At 54.1% G+C, this 16,832-nt stretch carries 16 protein-coding genes; 8 read left to right on the forward strand and 8 right to left on the reverse strand.

The genetic code is table 11. The annotated features are described in order from the left end of the window. Positions 1-87: 87 nt before the first annotated feature. Together ACQG1K_RS10705 and ACQG1K_RS10710 are read left to right on the forward strand one after the other, a co-directional pair. Positions 88-2,253 carry a type I secretion system permease/ATPase gene (locus ACQG1K_RS10705; protein ID WP_022648065.1) on the forward strand — a complete coding sequence of 722 codons (2,166 nt, stop codon included), beginning with the start codon at positions 88-90 and terminating at the stop codon, positions 2,251-2,253. Then, complete coding sequence (locus ACQG1K_RS10710) at positions 2,250-3,425, forward strand: HlyD family type I secretion periplasmic adaptor subunit (RefSeq protein WP_367074594.1); 1,176 nt, start codon at positions 2,250-2,252, stop codon at positions 3,423-3,425. Before ACQG1K_RS10705 ends, ACQG1K_RS10710 begins: the two co-directional genes overlap by 4 nt. A gap of 33 nt (positions 3,426-3,458) precedes the next feature. Here the strand turns inward: ACQG1K_RS10710 and ACQG1K_RS10715 are convergent, their stop codons facing one another. After that, positions 3,459-4,343 (reverse strand): hypothetical protein, encoded by an 885-nt coding sequence (locus tag ACQG1K_RS10715; protein ID WP_048966891.1) that lies wholly within the window; start codon positions 4,341-4,343, stop codon positions 3,459-3,461. A gap of 286 nt (positions 4,344-4,629) precedes the next feature. Between ACQG1K_RS10715 and ACQG1K_RS10720 the strand changes: the two genes are divergently transcribed. Beyond that, the gene (locus ACQG1K_RS10720; protein WP_367074592.1) at positions 4,630-6,087 is read left to right on the forward strand and encodes an EAL domain-containing protein; all 1,458 of its coding nucleotides are present in this window, start codon (positions 4,630-4,632) and stop codon (positions 6,085-6,087) included. Between the two features lie 85 nt (positions 6,088-6,172). Here the strand turns inward: ACQG1K_RS10720 and ACQG1K_RS10725 are convergent, their stop codons facing one another. The 5 genes from ACQG1K_RS10725 to ACQG1K_RS10745 form a co-directional block, all read right to left on the reverse strand. After that, positions 6,173-6,451 carry a biofilm development regulator YmgB/AriR family protein gene (locus tag ACQG1K_RS10725; protein WP_075208094.1) on the reverse strand — a complete coding sequence of 93 codons (279 nt, stop codon included), beginning with the start codon at positions 6,449-6,451 and terminating at the stop codon, positions 6,173-6,175. Between the two features lie 23 nt (positions 6,452-6,474). Beyond that, complete coding sequence (locus ACQG1K_RS10730) at positions 6,475-6,774, reverse strand: hypothetical protein (RefSeq protein ID WP_023306164.1); 300 nt, start codon at positions 6,772-6,774, stop codon at positions 6,475-6,477. Between the two features lie 112 nt (positions 6,775-6,886). Then, positions 6,887-7,126: a regulatory protein YcgZ gene (gene ycgZ / locus ACQG1K_RS10735; protein ID WP_154051247.1), complete on the reverse strand. Its 240-nt coding sequence runs from the start codon at positions 7,124-7,126 to the stop codon at positions 6,887-6,889. A 191-nt stretch (positions 7,127-7,317) separates the two neighbouring features. After that, on the reverse strand, positions 7,318-7,590 hold the full coding sequence (locus tag ACQG1K_RS10740) for a DUF883 family protein (RefSeq protein ID WP_003857263.1): 273 nt from the start codon (positions 7,588-7,590) through the stop codon (positions 7,318-7,320). A gap of 186 nt (positions 7,591-7,776) precedes the next feature. Further along, positions 7,777-8,382: a hypothetical protein gene (locus ACQG1K_RS10745; RefSeq protein WP_022648071.1), complete on the reverse strand. Its 606-nt coding sequence runs from the start codon at positions 8,380-8,382 to the stop codon at positions 7,777-7,779. 243 nt (positions 8,383-8,625) lie between these two features. Between ACQG1K_RS10745 and ACQG1K_RS10750 the strand changes: the two genes are divergently transcribed. From ACQG1K_RS10750 to ACQG1K_RS10760, 3 genes are all read left to right on the forward strand, one after another. Then, entirely contained in the window at positions 8,626-8,901 is a 276-nt protein-coding gene (locus ACQG1K_RS10750; protein ID WP_003857256.1) for a metal/formaldehyde-sensitive transcriptional repressor, read from the forward strand. Between the two features lie 32 nt (positions 8,902-8,933). Then, positions 8,934-10,052 (forward strand): S-(hydroxymethyl)glutathione dehydrogenase/class III alcohol dehydrogenase, encoded by a 1,119-nt coding sequence (locus ACQG1K_RS10755; protein WP_017693450.1) that lies wholly within the window; start codon positions 8,934-8,936, stop codon positions 10,050-10,052. Positions 10,053-10,211: 159 nt separating this feature from the next. Continuing rightward, positions 10,212-11,900, forward strand: coding sequence for a methyl-accepting chemotaxis protein (locus ACQG1K_RS10760; protein WP_367074588.1), 1,689 nt, complete (start codon positions 10,212-10,214; stop codon positions 11,898-11,900). 41 nt (positions 11,901-11,941) lie between these two features. Here ACQG1K_RS10760 and ACQG1K_RS10765 read toward each other — a convergent pair whose 3' ends face one another. Beyond that, a complete protein-coding gene (locus ACQG1K_RS10765) occupies positions 11,942-12,865 on the reverse strand; it encodes a LysR substrate-binding domain-containing protein (RefSeq protein ID WP_022648073.1) in 924 nt (307 codons plus the stop codon). 227 nt (positions 12,866-13,092) lie between these two features. Here ACQG1K_RS10765 and hglS point away from each other — a divergent pair, with 227 nt between their 5' ends. Next, on the forward strand, positions 13,093-14,436 hold the full coding sequence (gene hglS / locus ACQG1K_RS10770; RefSeq protein WP_022648074.1) for a 2-oxoadipate dioxygenase/decarboxylase HglS: 1,344 nt from the start codon (positions 13,093-13,095) through the stop codon (positions 14,434-14,436). Between the two features lie 42 nt (positions 14,437-14,478). Further along, positions 14,479-15,984 (forward strand): carboxylesterase/lipase family protein, encoded by a 1,506-nt coding sequence (locus ACQG1K_RS10775; protein WP_367074585.1) that lies wholly within the window; start codon positions 14,479-14,481, stop codon positions 15,982-15,984. On the opposite strand, the gene ACQG1K_RS10780 is transcribed toward ACQG1K_RS10775, so the two are convergent. Beyond that, complete coding sequence (locus ACQG1K_RS10780; RefSeq protein ID WP_023306170.1) at positions 15,971-16,813, reverse strand: LysR family transcriptional regulator; 843 nt, start codon at positions 16,811-16,813, stop codon at positions 15,971-15,973. The two genes, ACQG1K_RS10775 and ACQG1K_RS10780, sit on opposite strands and share 14 nt — an antisense overlap. Between the last annotated feature and the right edge of the window lie 19 nt (positions 16,814-16,832).

Below are 16,832 nucleotides of genomic sequence, written 5' to 3' on the forward strand. Positions count from 1 at the left end.
GCTTGTTTAGGTAACGTTCGATTTCTAATCATCTCGCAAAGGTATCATTTCAGTGCGAAATCATCGCCCTGAACAGGACGTAGCATTATGAAGACACATCCACAGTACGAACCCTGGTTGCAGGGCATGCTCATTATCGCTAAGCACTATCGGCTGGATTTTTCGGCGGAGCATGTTCGGGTCACGATTAACCATGAAAGCCAGTCTTCGCGCCAGCTGGTGCTGGAGGAGATGGCGCGCCAGCTTGGGCTGGGGATGCGTTGGGTAGCGGCGGAAGCCGTATCGCTCGACCCGTGGCGCTTACCGCTGCTGGCGGAGTTCACCGGCGGGCAAATCGCGGTCATCAACCGTATGGACAACGAAGGGAACATCAGCGTGCAGTTCAGCGGCGACGGCGGCCTGGAGACGACGCTGACGCGTGACGAACTCGGTTCGCGGTTAAAAGGGCTGATGGTGCTGCGTCCCCTGGAGTCCACGCCGGATGCGCGCGTGGATGATTACATCAAACCCTATGAGAAAAACTGGTTCTGGCAGCTGGCGCTGAAAGACTGGCGTCGTTACAGCGATATTATGCTGGTGGCGCTGGTCGCCAACGTGCTAGCGCTCTCCGGCATGGTCTTTTCCATGCAGGTGTATGACAGGGTGGTGCCGTCCCAGTCGGAGGCCACGCTGTGGGTGCTGTTTGGGGGCGTGATGATCGCTATCGTGTTTGAATTCATCATGCGCATGCTGCGGGTGCATATTTCGGATGTGGTAGGGAAACGCGCCGACCTGCGTATTTCCGAGCGCGTGTTTGCCCACGCCCTGCGGATTAAAAACGGCGCACGGTCGAAATCGACCGGGTCGTTTATCGCCCAGATCCGCGAGCTGGAGTCGGTGCGGGAGCTGATCACCTCCACCACCATTGCAGCCATCTCCGATCTGCCGTTCTTCCTGCTGTTCGTCTTCATTCTGTGGATGATTGGCGGCCCGCTGGTGCTGGTGGTGCTGCTGGCCGTGCCGCTGCTGCTCATTCCCGGCCTGCTGGTGCAGCGCCCGCTGGGAAAACTCTCCAGCGAAGGGATGCGTGAATCGGCGATTCGTAACGCCACGCTGGTGGAAGCGGTGCAGGGGCTTGAGGACATCAAGCTGATGCGCGCCGAGCAGCGGTTCCAGAACCAGTGGAATAACACCAATGACGTTGCCGCCAGCGTCGGCATGAAACAGCGCTGGCTGACGGGGCTGCTGCTGACCTGGACCCAGGAGGTGCAATCTATCGTCTACGCCGTGGTGCTGCTGGTGGGCTGTTACCTGGTCATCAGCGGCGACATGACCACCGGTGCGCTGGTGGGCACCTCGATTCTGGCGTCCCGCACCATTGCGCCGCTGTCGCAGATTTCCGGCGTGCTCTCCCGCTGGCAGTCAGCAAAGGTGGCCCGCAAGGGACTGGATGACCTGATGCAGCGTCCGATTGACGATCCCCAGCACGGCAAAAAAGTGCATAAAGCCCACCTGCGCGGTGATTATCAGCTGGACGACGTCGGGTTTTATTACGACGAAGAAGAGAAGCTCACCGTGCTGAACGTCAGCAAACTGCGCATTCGCGCCGGGGAGCGCGTGGCGGTGCTCGGGCGGAATGGCTCGGGGAAAAGCACTTTGCTGCACCTGCTGGCGGGAATGCAGGAGCCACAGCAGGGCAGCATTTTGCTGGACGATATTGCTCTCAATCATCTTGACCCGGCTGACGTACGCCGCGATATGCAGCTGCTCAGTCAGCAGGCGAGGCTGTTCTTCGGCTCCGTACGCGACAACATCCTGATGGGTAATCCGCTGGCGACAGACGAGGAAATCCATCAGGCGCTGGTCAATAGCGGCGCGCTGGAGTTTGTGCGCAAGCAGAAAATGGGGCTGAACACCATCATCAACGAGGGCGGAATGGGGCTTTCCGGCGGGCAACGTCAGGCGCTGCTGCTGGCCCGCGCGCTGATCACCTCGCCGAATATTCTGCTGCTGGATGAACCCACCGCCTGGCTGGATGAGGTCAGCGAGAAGCAGTTTATCCAGCATCTGCACCAGTGGCTCGGTAAGCGCCGGACGCTGGTGGTGGCGACGCATCGTCTGCCGATTCTGGACCTGGTTGACCGCATTATCGTGCTGGAAAACGGCAAAGTGGTGATGGATGGCCCTCGTGATGCCATTTTACGCCAGCACGGAATGGCCCCGCAGCAGGCGCCGCAGCGCACGGTTAAACTGAAAACGGAGGGCGTGGCATGAATGATTTCTCCCGCTTTAATAGCCGACTGAAGGAGCCCCGCCTGCCGCGATCGTCGCTGGTGGCATGGTCGCTGTTTGCCCTGCTGGTGGTGTTTATTACCTGGGCCAGCCTGTTCCAGCTGGATGAGGTCACTACGGGCAGTGGCAAGGTGATCCCGTCCTCCCACGAGCAGGTGATCCAGTCCCTGGAAGGGGGGATTATCCACAGTCTGATGGTGCGCGAAGGCGATATCGTCGAGCGTGGTCAACAGCTTGCCCAACTGGACCGGACGAAAACCGAGTCCAGCGTGCTTGAGAGCGAGTCTCGATTAAATGCTGCGATGGCGACAGCCGCGCGTCTGAATGCTGAAGTGAACGACACCGGGCTGACATTCCCGGCAGAGCTGGATGACGACGTTGAGCTGGTTAAACAGGAAACGGCGCTTTACCAGTCTCGTCGCGAAAGCCTTGAAAAAGGGCTGGCGGGTTTACGCCAGGGAGCGGATCTCGTGCAGCGTGAACTGGCATTAACGCGCCCGCTGGTGACGCAGGGGGCGGCCAGTAAGGTCGAAGTCTTACGCCTTGAACGCCAAAAAAATGAGCTGGAGAGCAAAATCACCGAGATGAAAAACCAGTACTACGTTCGCGCCCGCGAAGAACTGGCGAAAGCGAACGCGGAAATCGAAGCGCAGCGTTCGGTGATGAAAGGGCGCGAAGACTCACTCACCCGCTTAACGTTTAATGCGCCGGTGCGTGGCATCGTGAAAGACATTGACGTGACGACGGTTGGCGGGGTGATCCCGCCGAACGGCAAACTGATGAGCCTGGTACCGCTTGATGACCAGATGGTGATAGAAGCGAAAATCTCGCCGCGCGATGTCGCGTTTATCCATCCCGGGCAAAAAGCGCTGGTGAAAATCACCGCTTATGACTACTCCATTTACGGCGGGCTGGAGGGGGAGGTGACGATGATTTCACCGGATACCCTTCAGGACGAGGTGAAACGGGATGTTTATTATTATCGCGTTTATATCCGTACAAACAGTAACCATCTGACTAACCGGCAGGGCAAGGAATTCCCGGTGTTTCCGGGCATGATAGCTACGGTTGATATCAAAACCGGCAGTAAATCCGTCATTGATTATCTGCTGAAACCGTTAAATAAGGCAAAAGAGGCGCTGCGCGAGCGATAAAAAAGGCGTTCAGCAAGCCGAACGCCCGTCAGATCAGAGTGTAGACGTCATGTTGACAGCATGGCGTCGTTCTTTTGGTACCACATTGATGTAATGTGTGACATAGGCAAAATATAAACCGGCATAATTTTCGACAAGTTCGATAAATGCCGGGTAAATGGACATCCGGCCATCGCCGCGATCTTTAAGATAACCTGCCTCCTGTGCCGATTTGATAATGCGGTTGACGTGAATACGCGAGACGAAAAATTCTTTTGCAAGTGTGCTGGCTGAATACGCTATTATGGCACCGTATGCTGTTTTGTTTTTAATGGCCTGCAAATAGAGATAGAGCATAATCATCCGGCCACCATCCTTATCAATAAATAAACCCACCTCCGGAAGTACTTTACTGAATGTTAATCCGCGGAAAAGGTATTCTGCGGCGCGCCGGAAAAAGTTGTGCCTGAGTGTGTCATTGTCCAGAAGATTAACATTAATGTTGAATGTCGGATAAAGAATGCTAACAGGCGTGAACGCCCCGGACATATAGCGTTTAAGCTCATCCAGTCCTTTTTCCGTAGGCGCGATTTTTGTTTTTCGCCGATCTTCGGTACAGCGCCAGGTCTTAATTCGCCCGGTGGTTTTAAGTATGGTGATGATTGCAATAACGCTGTTAGGGCTGGCGATATTATAGCGTGAGCACAGTGCCTTAATCTCCGAGACCGACTCAGCCTGATTGCCAAAAACAAAACAACATATTGAGAGTATTATATTGAACCGTGATTCCTGAAGCATCGTTTTGTAGAACAGGGGTTGTTTTTTATAAATGGCGTCATTGATTCTGTAATGTTCTGTTATAGCTTCACTAAATCGCGGGTTGTTTTTAATGACATCCCGTCGATGTAGCAAAGCTCTGGATGAGATGTGATTATCCATAGCATTTTCTCTTTTTTGTCTGAGCCGATGAGAAGAAGTGTCCGGACTTCTTTTTCGGAATTTTCATTATACCTTGAGAAAGTCCTGGTTACTGTTGTTATATGAAAAGAAAATGATATTTATGCTGCATATGGATGAGTCGGTTGATTAACGCAAAGATGTTCATGTGCATAACATTGATAACGGTTTATTAACCAAATGGGGTGCGGTAAAATTATTCAATGCGACAAGGAATATTGGCTTTAATTACATATGGGAATGATGTTTGTATTCTCAGGAGCAGGTTATGTCTCAAAATTTACCTTCTGTGCAAGGTACTTGCTACAAGCAACGGTTTGTTATTTCAGCCTGCGGTTTCACCTTTGAAGGGTATAGCCTGCTTCTGAAATCTCGAGGCGTACACGCCACGCGACTCCATTTTGAAGAGGATGAAATATGTTCCGTTGACGTTGAAAAAATGATGGAAAATCAATCGCCCGAGGTTTCGGTTTTCCTTGGTCGTGACGTTGCTACTTTTCTTGAAAGCCTGAAGCGCTTGGTATCCGTTCTGAATGCACTGCCAGTGATTTGCAGGGTCACCCTGTATGGTGCACTACCTGAGCGATGGCTTAATGCAACGTTGAGAAGTCTCGTTAATAATACAAAAAAGCTTTTCACGATCAGGGTAGAGAATATTACAGAAATAATGGGCTTTGTAAAAAATGAGACAGATGAGCGTGCTGGCCCTTCACGCTTGTTGCGTAACGTACCGGACAAGGAGGGTAAAGAAAATTTGCATGGGTTAACACATCGCGAGTTAACCGTGCTACTGAATTTCTATCGGGGTATTTCCATAAAAGAGCAGAGTAAGAGGTTAGGGCTGTCAGATAAAACTATTTATACCCATCGCAAGGTGGGTTTGGGTAAATTATATATTATCAGAGTATGGTTTAGCGACTCTCGCGTTTTCAGAGATGAGGTTTGTGCAGTAAAAAATAAAACAAAAGTGTTTTCGGAAACGGAAATAGATATATTACAAGCGTTACATAAACGGGAAATCTTTGCGGCTTATCAAATTATCACTGATAGTGATAAAAAAGGAGTTGGATTTGAAATCCTGCTGCGCTGGCATAAAAAAGGTGAGATCCTGAAGCCAGCCTATTTTCTGGGAGGGATAAAAAATAGTGAAATATGGCTCAAGCTAACGGCGTTAGTCATCCATGCGGCCGTATCAGGTATCAATAAATACAATGGAAAATATTATTTTTCAGTTAACATTCCTCCTCAACTTGCTTCGGGAAACGCGCTGCCGGGGATGGCCAAAAAGGCCGTCGAAATGTTACTCAAACCGCAGTGGGCCGGGAAACTAGTCTTTGAACTAGCTGAAACGATTGACGTAACAAAGGATAAAAATATTCCCGAAACACTCCAGCGTTTACGCGCCGAGGGATGTCGGCTTTTTCTGGATGACTGTTTTTCAAAATATCATGCTATGTTGCCCATCAGACTGATTAATGTTGATGGACTAAAGCTTGATCGCGATATTGTTGAGCACTTTGTGGCTAACGACAAAGACTATAGCATTATTAAAGCGATACAGGTTTACAGCGACATGACGGGGACCGAATGCGTTGCGGAAGGCGTCGATAGCGAAGAAAAATTTGAAAAACTTGTCGCGTTAGGGGTTAAGCGATTCCAGGGTTATTATCTTTCCCACGCGGTTAAAGAAGAAGAGTTGGATCGAATGGTACGGCTATTTAGTTAACGGCTTCACTATGCTGGTGGTACGACAGACTACAGTATTCGACCACCAGTAAAAAACACTCAATCACCGTCGCAATAGTGTATTCTCAGATATCATCACGCGTAAAGCCGACAACAATTTCAAGTGTGTTGCGAATGACATCGCAGGCTTCAGGCTCCTCGGTAATTTCAAGGGCGTGAATCAGTTGCAGGATGATCTCTTTATTCGAAAGGTTGTCACCGGTCAGCATAATACAGCGTATTGCCGAGCCTAACACTTCAACTTCACCACTGAGATGCTTTCCAGCATTAAGAAAGTGTTCCGCCAGTCCTTTATCGTGCAGGGCTTCAAAATTATACGTCTGGTGCATAGTCGCTTTACTCATGGTGGTCACCGTCTCGGTTAAAATTAGTGTTTCTTATTTGGGCTCAGAAGCGTGTTGTGAGTAAAGAGAGAGCGCATGCGGCCAATTTCATAATCGCCCATCACTCTTCCCCGGTCGTGCGATACGCCGGTTACACGCTGGCGCACTTCATCTTCAGCGGCAATCAATGCATTTTTACGCTCATCATTTGATTCAACGTTAGCCATCGCCAGCAGGCGATTAGCAAGAGACGCAAAGGTAATAGGCCCGTTCTCTTTCAGTATGGATAATACGGCCTCACCGATAAGGTCATCCTTAAGTCGTTCAAATTTAGTTCTATGCATAGCTTAATCTCACTCTGCTACACGCGGCTGTAGCATGGGGTTAGTCATCGCATCCAGATGCTCTATTCTCACTCAGCATGACTAACTTAGTAAGTTAAAAACAGTGTTCAGGTTAACGCTCGAAGAAGAGGGCTATCAAACTGTTATAGTGCGCTTTCTCAACGTCAGACGTTGATTCTTCAATTCTGCGCAACAGCTTTGTACAAATTGTCATTCTGCTCAGTTGTACATTTTCTTTGATGATCTCACTGACGATGGCACCAAGGGTTTCCTGCTGTGTTGGGACGTTATCCTTGTTAAAATACAAGGTTATAGCGCTTTCTGCTGTAGAGGGAGCATGGTTGCGACGCATAATTTTCCACCGTTGACAAACAATTTTGTAACATCACTGGCATCGAATTTATACTATCCGGTCAAATCTGTACATCTAAATTGTACAAGTTTTTCGTGCGGTTCGGGGATTTGTCATAAGAACTATCAAAATTAGGGGGGAAGAGAGGGAGAAAAACGTGGGGCATAGAAAAGGCCCCGGAGGGCCTGAAATTATTTCCGTCCCAGCAGAAGTCCCAGAACGATGCCTACCGCACCCGCAGCGATTAAGCCCGTTAACGGGTTATTTCTGACGGCTTCAGTAACATCCGAGACGGCATCACTGGCCTGGGCTGCATATTTTTTCGCTGCACCTTTCACCTGATGTTTAGGGGAATCAACGAATTCACCAAACTGCTGCTGCGCAGAGCCGGATAATTCATCAAGTTTGTTTTTGGCTTTATCGCCAGCGTATTGTGCATTTTTATCAGTGTCGAAATCAGACATTCCAGCCTCCTTTTGTTGATAGTCTAAGGATAGACGCTGATGGCAAGAGTGAGAGAGAATTCGCTAAAATCGACGCCTGATTACCTCTTTTTAGGATATGTCTTTCTTACATGTCCACCATAACGCCCTAAGGATGGAGTGGATAAATATTTCCCTCGCCGTCTCTGTCTACGTAGCGGGAAGAGACTATTTCTCTCGTGCGTTAGCGCGAAAGGTAATGTAATAGCCAAGGGATGCGGCCAGGCACAGCATATAGCCGAACGATTCCGAACCTTCCTCCACGGCGTTTTTCACGACACGCATATAGCCATGCTCCAGGATGGCGTGCCACAGCACCTGCATTCCAAAGAGGCGGGAGAAGACCAGTACAGCCAGCAGGCCGCTCAACAGAATACCGTACCAGGGGGATTGGGTATATTTTGCCAGCTGTTCCAGGGTAGCGCGAAAATGCATAACGGGGCGAATTAACGCCAGCAGAGCGGTAATCAGCGCGAACCACACCCAACTCCCATGAGAAATGAGATCAAAAAGCGCGTCCAGCTCACGAATTAGCATTGTCAGGAAAAATCCACCCACCAGAATATTGCAGTAACGCATGGATTCGTTCATTTTCGCCAGACGAAAATGGAGAAAAACGATAGTCGCTAATACCGTTTCCTGCATAATTTCGGTCAGTGATAATTCCGGAATATCATGGCCGACAAACCGCATATCAACCCAAAGACAAAGTATAATAAGCGCGCATGCGACCGCCGCGCCAACAAAGAATAAAAAGCTCTTTAGTACAATCATTAACACCACCATTTTGTTTGTAGCAGTATGTTAGGTGACGAGAATGTTATTTCTGTTCACATCGTGCCATATAAGTGCGGAATTTTAACATTACGAGCTAAATAGGATTCGTAGCGGCCAGAATAAACCCTAAATATCTTTTGTTCCTTGCCGGCGATGTGCTCATTGCAGCGTCTCTATCTTGTGGTTTACAGGGCAATAACATACGAGGTACCATACCCCCCTATAGTATCAGGAGGGCGTATGCCGCATTCACCCGAAGATAAAAAACGTATTCTGACCCGCGTCCGCCGCATTCGAGGCCAGGTTGATGCCCTTGAACGCGCCCTGGAGTCGGGCGATCCCTGTCTCGCCATTCTGCAGCAAATAGCCGCCGTGCGCGGTGCTGCCAATGGCCTGATGGGTGAAATGGTTGAAATTCACCTCAAAGATGAGCTGGTGACGGGGGAGACCACCCCGGATCAGCGGGCAGTGCGGATGGCGGAAGTCGGCCATTTGCTGCGCTCTTATCTAAAATAAACCCACACACCTCACAACAAGGGAAAGACATCATGAAATCTCGCGCAGCTGTCGCGTTCGGCCCAGGCCAGCCGCTGAAAATCGTTGAAATTGATGTAGCTCCGCCGAAGAAAGGCGAAGTGCTGATCAAAATTACTCACACCGGCGTCTGCCATACCGATGCGTTTACCCTCTCCGGTGACGATCCGGAAGGCGTATTCCCGGCGGTGCTCGGCCACGAAGGGGGCGGTGTGGTGGTGGAAGTGGGTGAAGGCGTTACCAGCCTGAAGCCCGGCGACCATGTGATCCCGCTCTACACCGCAGAATGCGGCGAGTGTAAGTTCTGCAAATCCGGCAAAACTAATCTCTGTCAGGCCGTGCGCGCCACGCAGGGCAAAGGTCTTATGCCGGACGGTACCACCCGTTTCTCCTATAACGGCGAGCCAATCTATCACTACATGGGGACCAGCACCTTCAGCGAATACACGGTGTGCGCCGAGATCTCACTGGCGAAAGTGAATCCGCAGGCACCGCTGGATAAAGTCTGTCTGCTCGGCTGCGGTGTCACCACCGGTATCGGCGCGGTGCATAACACGGCGAAAGTGAAAGAGGGTGACACCGTGGCGGTGTTCGGCCTGGGCGGGATCGGTCTGGCGGTCATCCAGGGCGCGGTACAGGCGAAAGCTGGGCGTATCATTGCTGTGGATACCAACCCGGAGAAATTTAAGCTCGCAGGTGAGATGGGTGCGACCGACTTCATCAACCCGAAAGACTACGACAAACCGGTTCAGGACGTGATCGTTGAGCTGACCGACGGCGGCGTGGACTTCAGCTTCGAATGTATCGGCAACGTCAACGTGATGCGCTCAGCGCTGGAGTGCTGCCACAAAGGCTGGGGTGAGAGCATCATTATCGGTGTGGCCGGCGCGGGTCAGGAGATTAAAACCCGTCCCTTCCAGCTGGTGACAGGGCGCGTATGGCGCGGGTCGGCATTTGGCGGCGTGAAAGGCCGTACACAGCTGCCGGGCATGGTTGAAGATGCGATGGTCGGCAAAATTCAGCTCGATCCGTTCATTACGCACCGCCTGCCGCTGGAGCAGATCAACGAAGCTTTCGATCTGATGCACGAAGGAAAATCCATTCGTACCGTCATCCATTTCGGCGACAACTGATTATTCTGCCAGCGGTTTTTCCCGCTGGCATTTCTTCCCTGATCTTCTCTAAAGTGTGACCTGTCTGGCGCTTTTAGGCGTAATCTAATTCCCCGCTGTGCCGATGACTCTTTTACAGGCGTGTTTTTACGCATCTTACCTATAAGAGAGTCGACGGTCATGGACAACACAACATCGATGCAGGCGCAGCACAAGCTGAGTTTCTTGCATCACATCCGGCTGGTTCCGCTGTTTTCCTCCATTCTCGGTGGCATTATTCTCCTGTTTGCCTTGAGCTCGGGTCTGGCAGGCTATTTCCTGCTCCAGGCCGATAACGATCAGCAGGATGTCACAGCAGAAATCCAGGTGCGCACCGGTCTGTCAAACAGTTCCAACCATTTACGCACCGCCCGTATCAACATGATCCACGCGGGGGCGGCGAGCCGTATCGCGGAGATGGAGGCGATGAAACAAAACATCGCTGAGGCTGAGATCCGCATCAGGCAGTCGCAGGATGGATTTGCCGCCTATATGAAGCGCACCGTTCGCACTCAGGCTGATGAAGCGCTGGATGGCGATCTGAAAGCCCGCTATGACGCCTACATCGCCGGTATGCAGCCGATGCTGAAATATGCCAAAAACGGCATGTTTGAAGCCATTATCAACCATGAAAATGAGACCGCGCGTCCGCTGGACGATGCCTATAACGCGGTGCTGCTGAAGGCGATAAAAATCCGCACCGAACGCGCCAACGCACTGACGGCGCAGGCTCACACCCGCACCCGGCTGGGGCTGATGTTTATGTTCGGCGCGTTTGGCCTGGCGCTGGCGCTGGCGGTGATCACCTTTGTGGTGCTGCGCCGTACGGTGATAAACCCGCTTCAGCGAGCCGCTACGCGTATCGAAAATATCGCGAAAGGCGATTTAACCATGCCGGACGAACCGACCGGGCGCAGCGAAATTGGCCGCCTGACGCGCGATCTGCAAACAATGCAGCACGCGCTGGTGGCAACCGTGGGCACGGTGCGGCAGGGGGCGGAGGAGATCTACCGTGGAACCAGCGAGATCTCCGCGGGTAATACCGATCTCTCATCCCGAACCGAACAGCAGGCGGCGGCCATCGAACAGACGGCGGCCAGCATGGAGCAGCTCACCGCGACGGTGAAGCAAAACGCCGATAACGCGCATCATGCGAGTAAACTTGCAGAAGATGCCTCCGGTAAGGCCAGCCGCGGGGGGCAGATGGTCTCCGGCGTGGTGAAAACCATGGGTAATATTTCCACCAGCTCGAAGAAGATCTCTGAAATTACCGCCGTGATTAACAGCATCGCGTTCCAGACCAATATTCTCGCGCTCAATGCGGCGGTCGAGGCGGCGCGTGCGGGTGAACAAGGACGCGGCTTTGCGGTCGTGGCGAGTGAAGTCCGCACCCTGGCAAGCCGCAGCGCGAACGCGGCGAAAGAGATTGAAAGCCTGATTAATGAATCGGTATCGCTTATCGATCAGGGTTCCGGGGAGGTGGTTGCGGCGGGCAATACCATGAATGAGATCGTCGAGGCGGTTAAACGCGTCACCGATATTATGCTGGAGATTGCGGCCGCGTCTGATGAGCAGAGCCGCGGCATTGTTCAGGTGAGCCAGGCGATTTCCGAGATGGATAAGGTGACGCAGCAGAATGCCTCGCTGGTGGAAGAAGCCTCTGCGGCGGCGGCCTCGCTGGAAGAGCAGGGCGCGCGTCTGACGGAAGCCGTTGGCGCGTTTCGTCTCAATGGGGCACGAGCAGGAAGGACTGCTGCCGCAACCGCAGCAAAACCCGCGCCTTTAACCCCGGCGGCGGCTGTCTCAGGTGATAACTGGGAAACGTTCTGAGTAAGACAGACCCGCCCTCGCGGCGGGTTCTGCGTTTAGGGTCAGAGAGGCATTGACTTACGAATGGCGCTTAACAGCGTTTGGGCGCCTTCAGAGAGCGGGGCATCTACCCGCGTCAGGATCCCAATGGGTTCACCGGCGCCGGGCGAGGTTACCGGCAGCGCCGTAAGCACGCCGCGCCGCAGATCGTCCTTCACCGCGCCGGACGGCACAAACCACACGTAGTCATAATCCACCGTCAGCTGGCGCGAAAGAGACGCCGAGAGCGTTTCAATACACCCTGAAGGCAGCGTGCAGCCCTGCATTTGCAGCAACGCTTCCGCATTCTGACGCGGAACCGTTCCTTTCGGGGAAACTACCACTGGCCACTCCATTACGCGGCTTAATGTGACGGTATCCTGCAACAGGGGATGATTCGGACGCACGACCAGCTTCAGTGATTCCAGGAACAGCAGCTCGTAATTCAGGCCGCTCATCAGTTCCGGATCGGACATCCGGCCAATGCCCAGATCGAGCTCCCCTGACTTCAGGCCCGCCAGCAGCATGGTGTTATTCATGGTCGCGACCTGAAGCGTGGCGTGCTTTTGCTGGCGGTGGAACTGGCCGATCGCCGCAGGCAATATGCCCAGCGCCGCCGTTGGCAGTGCCCCCACGCGCACGATGTCGCTGGCCTGCTCTTCTTTACGGTTTAAGGCCTGACCGGCGGTATTGAGGGCATCAAGAACTTTAACGGCATGCGTCAGGAACTGTTCGCCTACGAGCGTAAGCTGAGCGCCCAGACGGCCGCGGTCGAACAGACGGGTTCCGGTAAGCTGTTCCAGTTCGTTCAGCGTTTTGGATAGTGCAGGCTGACTAAGGTTAAGGGTTTCAGCCGCTCGCCCCAGCGTTCCCTGTTGAGCGACGGCCACAAATGTATGCAAATGGCGCAAGCGTATGCGCTGACTGAACAGACCATTTTTTTCCATAGGCGATGTTAAAAACAGAGCGACGCGGGTGACAAGTTAAGTTGTTTGAATTTGATAACCTGATAGCAAAATATTTTTAACATTTGATCTGTTTGAGTTACAACTGTTTTTCGAAAACGCCCATGCTTTGACCACTCGTCTGCCTGGATCACAATTTGTAAATTCTTCCCAACGAAAAGAACGGGCTTCTCTACACTCCAGGTAGTATTCACTGGAGGCATGACATCATGGCGAACACCATCACGGCTGATGATATTCGGGAACACTTTTCGCAGGCTATGTCGGCGATGTACCAGCAGGAAGTTCCGCAGTACGGCACCTTGCTGGAACTGGTGGCGGACGTTAACCTGGCGGTTCTGGAAAATAACCCACTTTTACATGAACAACTGGCAAATGCAGACGAACTGGCGCGCCTGAATGTTGAACGTCACGGTGCGATCCGCGTTGGCACCGCGCAGGAGCTTTCCACCCTGCGCCGGATCTTCGCCATTATGGGCATGTACCCGGTCAGCTACTACGATCTCTCCCAGGCGGGCGTCCCCGTCCACTCGACGGCGTTTCGTCCGACTGACGATGCGGCGCTCTGCCGTAATCCGTTTCGCATTTTTACCTCGCTGCTGCGCCTGGAGCTGATTGAAAACGTTGCGCTGCGCGAAAGGGCGGCAGAGATCCTCTCCCGGCGCAACATCTTTACGCCGCGCTGCCTGGACCTGATCGACCTGCATGATGTACAGGGACACTTTACCGAGGCACAGGCGCGCGAATTTGTGCAGGAAGCCTTAGAAACCTTCCGCTGGCATCGCCATGCGACGGTCGATCAGGAAACCTATCTGGCGCTTAGTAACGAACATCGCCTGATAGCCGACGTGGTCTGTTTCCCGGGGTGCCATATCAACCATCTCACGCCGCGCACGCTGGATATCGACCGGGTACAGGAGCTGATGCCGAAGTACGGCATTGAGCCGAAAATCCTGATTGAAGGACCGCCGCGCCGCGAGGTGCCGATCCTCCTGCGCCAGACCAGCTTTAAGGCGCTGGAAGAGCCGGTGCTTTTCGCGGGAGAACACAAGGGTACGCATACCGCGCGTTTCGGTGAGATTGAGCAGCGGGGCGTGGCCCTTACGCCGAAAGGGCGCGAGCTGTACGACCGTCTGTTAAATCAGGCCGGGACCGGCAAAGACAACCTGACCCATCAGCTTCACCTGCGCGAGATCTTCAGCACCTTCCCGGACAGCGAAATGTTCCTGCGCCGTCAGGGGCTGGCTTATTTCCGCTACCGTCTGACTCCGACAGGTGAAGCGCATCGCCACGCGTTTCGTCCCGGCGACGATCCGCAGCCGCTGATCGAACGCGGCTGGGTTGTGGCGCAGCCGATCACCTATGAGGATTTTCTGCCCGTCAGCGCTGCGGGGATTTTCCAGTCGAATCTTGGCAATGAAACGCAGGCGCGCAGCCACGGCAATGCCAGCCGCAATGCCTTCGAAGCCGCGCTCGGCTGTGCGGTGTACGACGAGTTTACGCTTTACGAGGAGGCGGAAGCGCGCAGCAAACAGCGTTGCGGTTTGCTCTGAAACCGTTACTCTGCAGGGGTGTGATGGAAAAAGAAGGTTGGTATGGAAAATCCCTCCGCCCCTGTGGTTGAAACGCGCCAGGGCGCACTACTTGGTTCTACTGAAGGCGATACCCATGTGTGGTGTGGCATTCCTTATGCGGCACCGCCGGTTGGCCCGTGGCGCTGGCGCTCCCCACGCCCCCCTGCACGCTGGGATGGCGTGCGTCCGGCGACGGCGTTCTCCGCCTCCAGCTGGCAGAGCAGCGAAAGCTGTCAGGAGCTGGGCGGCGGCGATCCTGGCCAGTTCTCTGAAGACTGCCTGTACCTTAACGTCTGGTCGCCAGCCGTACGCGCCGATCCGCTTCCGGTGATGGTCTGGCTGCACGGCGGAGGATTTACACTCGGCGCTGGCGGTCTGCCTCCGTATAACGGCAGGGCGCTGGCGAAGCGCGGCACGGTGGTGGTGACAATTAATTACCGTCTCGGCCACCTCGGCTTTTTTGCCCACCCGGCGCTGGAGGGGGAAGAAGAACGCGTGGTGCATAACTTTGCGCTGCTCGATCAGATCCAGGCCCTGGAATGGGTGCGCGATAACATTGCCGCGTTCGGCGGCGATCCTGAGAACATCACCGTATTTGGCGAGTCGGCCGGTGCGCGCAGCGTGCTGTCGCTGATGGCTTCTCCGCTTGCGGGAGGACTGTTCCATAAAGCCATTGTGCAAAGCGGGTACACGCTGCCCGACACCCCGCGCGAGCAGGCCATGCATAAAGGCGAAGCGATTGCTGCCCATTTTGGCCTGCAAAATGCCACCGCGGAACAGCTTCGCGCGATCCCGCCTGAGGCGTTCTGGCCGCTGACCTCGCCACTGAATATCGCCCCTGCGCCCATCGTGGGTGACTGCGTTTTGCCTGAGGCCATGCTCGATGTCTTTTTCGCTGCCCGTCAGCATTCAGTACCGGTGATGATTGGGTCAAACAGCGACGAAGCCAGCGTGATGTCGGTGTTCGGGGTCGATCTTGCCGGGCAGATCCAGAAGCTCCGTCGCGAGCGGCGCTTTGGCCTGGGGCTGATCAAGCTGCTTTATCCGGGCGTGAAGGGCGATGAGGAACTCGGCAGGCAGGTTTGCCGCGACATGGCCTTTACCACCATGGGATACGTGGTGATGCAGGCGCAGCAGCGGGCAGGCGGCCTGTGCTGGCGATACTGGTTTGATTATGTGGCCGAAGCGGAGCACGCGACGTATACCAACGGCGCCTGGCACGGTAACGAAGTGCCCTACGTGTTCGATACCCTTGGGCAGGTGGAACCCTCGCGGCAGTATGTAAATGAACGCGATCTGGCCTTCGCCGCTCAGGTGGCGGACTACTGGGTGAGCTTCGCCCGGGATGCGGGAGCACGCGATAGCCTGGTGGGGCCCACGCGCTGGCCCGCCTGCCGGAAAGGGCGGGACGTGTTGTTACGCATCGGTGTGAATAAACATGCAGGTTTTCGGCTTGAAAACCGTTTTATGCGTGCCCGTATGAGCCTCTTCAAACGGGTAATGAAACACCACGTCAGCCTCGACTGAGCAGACAGGCACGAAACGCATCCAGCCCGTTCTCCGGGTCGGGTGCGTCGCGTAACACCAGCCGGTAGCTCGCCCCCGTCTTTATGCTCGTATCATAAGGCCGTATCAGCCGTCCGGCGCGCACGTCCTCCTCCACCAGCGTTTCATCCGCAATGGCGATGCCCAGCCCCTGAATGGCGGCGGTAATGGCCAGATCCATGGTTTCAAAGTGTTGATTTTTGAGCATAGCTGGCGCCGGACGCGGCTGTTTCGCCAGCCACAGCGTCCAGTCCGTTTTGTCCCGCGTGGGGTGAAGGAAGGTGAGTGTTTCCAGCGCAGAACCGGCCCGCAGCGGGCTCATCACCGGGGTTAAGGCCTCTTCGAACAGCAGATCGCCGGCGCTCATGTGCGTTCCAAACACAATCGCCGCGTCATAGGATTCGGTTTTGAAATTGACGTTATGATCGGTGGTAGTGGTCAGCGCAATCTGGAGTTCCGGCTGTTCGCGCTCGACCTGTAACAGACGCGGTACCAGCCAGCGCATCGCGCAGGTAGGCGCTTTCAGTCGAATTACGGTCTGGTGCGTCCGCGCCTGTTCAGCAACGTTAAGCAGGTGCTCAAACGCAGATTGCAGTTCCGGCAGCAGGGCGCTTCCCTGTGAAGAAAGACGCAGGCCGCGAGCATGGCGTTCGAACAGCGGGAAGCCGAACCAGCTTTCCAGCGAGGCAATTTTGCGGCTTACCGCCCCCTGCGTCAGACAAAGCTCCTTCGCGGCATGGGTAAGATTCAGGTGACGCGCGGTCACGATAAACGTCTCTACGGCATTAAGCGGAAATGAACGACGCGACATATCTCACCTTAGCTATGCG

Source organism: Enterobacter cloacae complex sp. 402C9 (genome assembly GCF_050030745.1).
In the GTDB taxonomy this organism is placed as follows: domain Bacteria; phylum Pseudomonadota; class Gammaproteobacteria; order Enterobacterales; family Enterobacteriaceae; genus Enterobacter; species Enterobacter intestinihominis.